This window comes from Devosia faecipullorum (genome assembly GCF_015158295.1).
Taxonomy (GTDB): domain Bacteria; phylum Pseudomonadota; class Alphaproteobacteria; order Rhizobiales; family Devosiaceae; genus Devosia; species Devosia faecipullorum.
Map to the genome: position 1 here is coordinate 1 of NZ_JACDXV010000022.1, position 982 is coordinate 982.

1 pseudogene is annotated in these 982 nt (G+C 57.2%); it reads left to right on the plus strand.

From position 1 onward, the window contains the following. Positions 1-586 precede the first annotated feature (586 nt). Positions 587-724: pseudogene (locus H0482_RS17055) on the plus strand (IS3 family transposase); the annotation flags it as partial. Between the last annotated feature and the right edge of the window lie 258 nt (positions 725-982).

The window sequence follows — 982 nt, forward strand, 5'->3', positions numbered from 1 at the left end:
CCGCCCAAATGGACGCCCATTTTGCCGTCTACTTCCAAAATCCAAACCCTCCGTCACGCGAATCCGCGCAGAATGGCTGGATCAAGTCAAAAATGGCAGGAGGGGATCGGCGTCGCGCTTACGAAAGCTGTCGTATCCAAAATTTCGATCAAACAGCTCACCAGCATTGTCTGACCTCCTGTGTGAATGGATAAATCCTTCCGATTTAGCAATTCTCTTGGTCTCAACTTTCTCGAAAAGCAGAATTGTGAGGGATAGGTATTTCACAGCATCAAATGGATCTAGCCAGGCAACTCGTCGAAATGAACGGTCATCTTTTATGACCAGGGTGTTCACGATGTGGCCTGTTCCCCGTCAGCGCCCATGGCACAGATTGAGGGTTGAGCTTTAAGGAGTGTTTTGGTCTCGTCGTCTGACGAAGGAACCAAGATGACTGCTAAATCCCCGAGCACCAAAAAGCCTGCCGAGCACGACAAACCATCCAGCATCGGCGCTTGCAGCACCGCAAGCTCGCCGCATAACATCAACCCAAAGACGAGGCCGATACTCCGCTAATCCAAGACCCAAACTGCGCCAAATGATCTGACGACGGACAGTGTCCGAAGCCAGCGTTTACCGGCTTCTCAAGGCCCACGACCTGATCACCAGCCCGGCCTATGTGGTGATCAAGGCGGCAGATGCGTTCCACACCAAAACGGTGCGGCCCAACGAGATGTGGCAGACATTCCATTCCATTCCATTCCATTCCATTCCATTCCATTCCATTCCATTCCATTCCATTCCATTCCATTCCATTCCATTCCATTCCATTCCATTCCATTCCATTCCATTCCATTCCATTCCATTCCATTCCAGGGGGGGGGGGGGGGGGGGGGGGGGGGGGGGGGGGGGGGGGGGGGGGGGGGGGGGGGGGGGGGGGGGGGGGGGGGGGGGGGGGGGGGGGGGGGGGGGGGGGGGGGGGGGGGGGGGGGGGGGGGGGGGG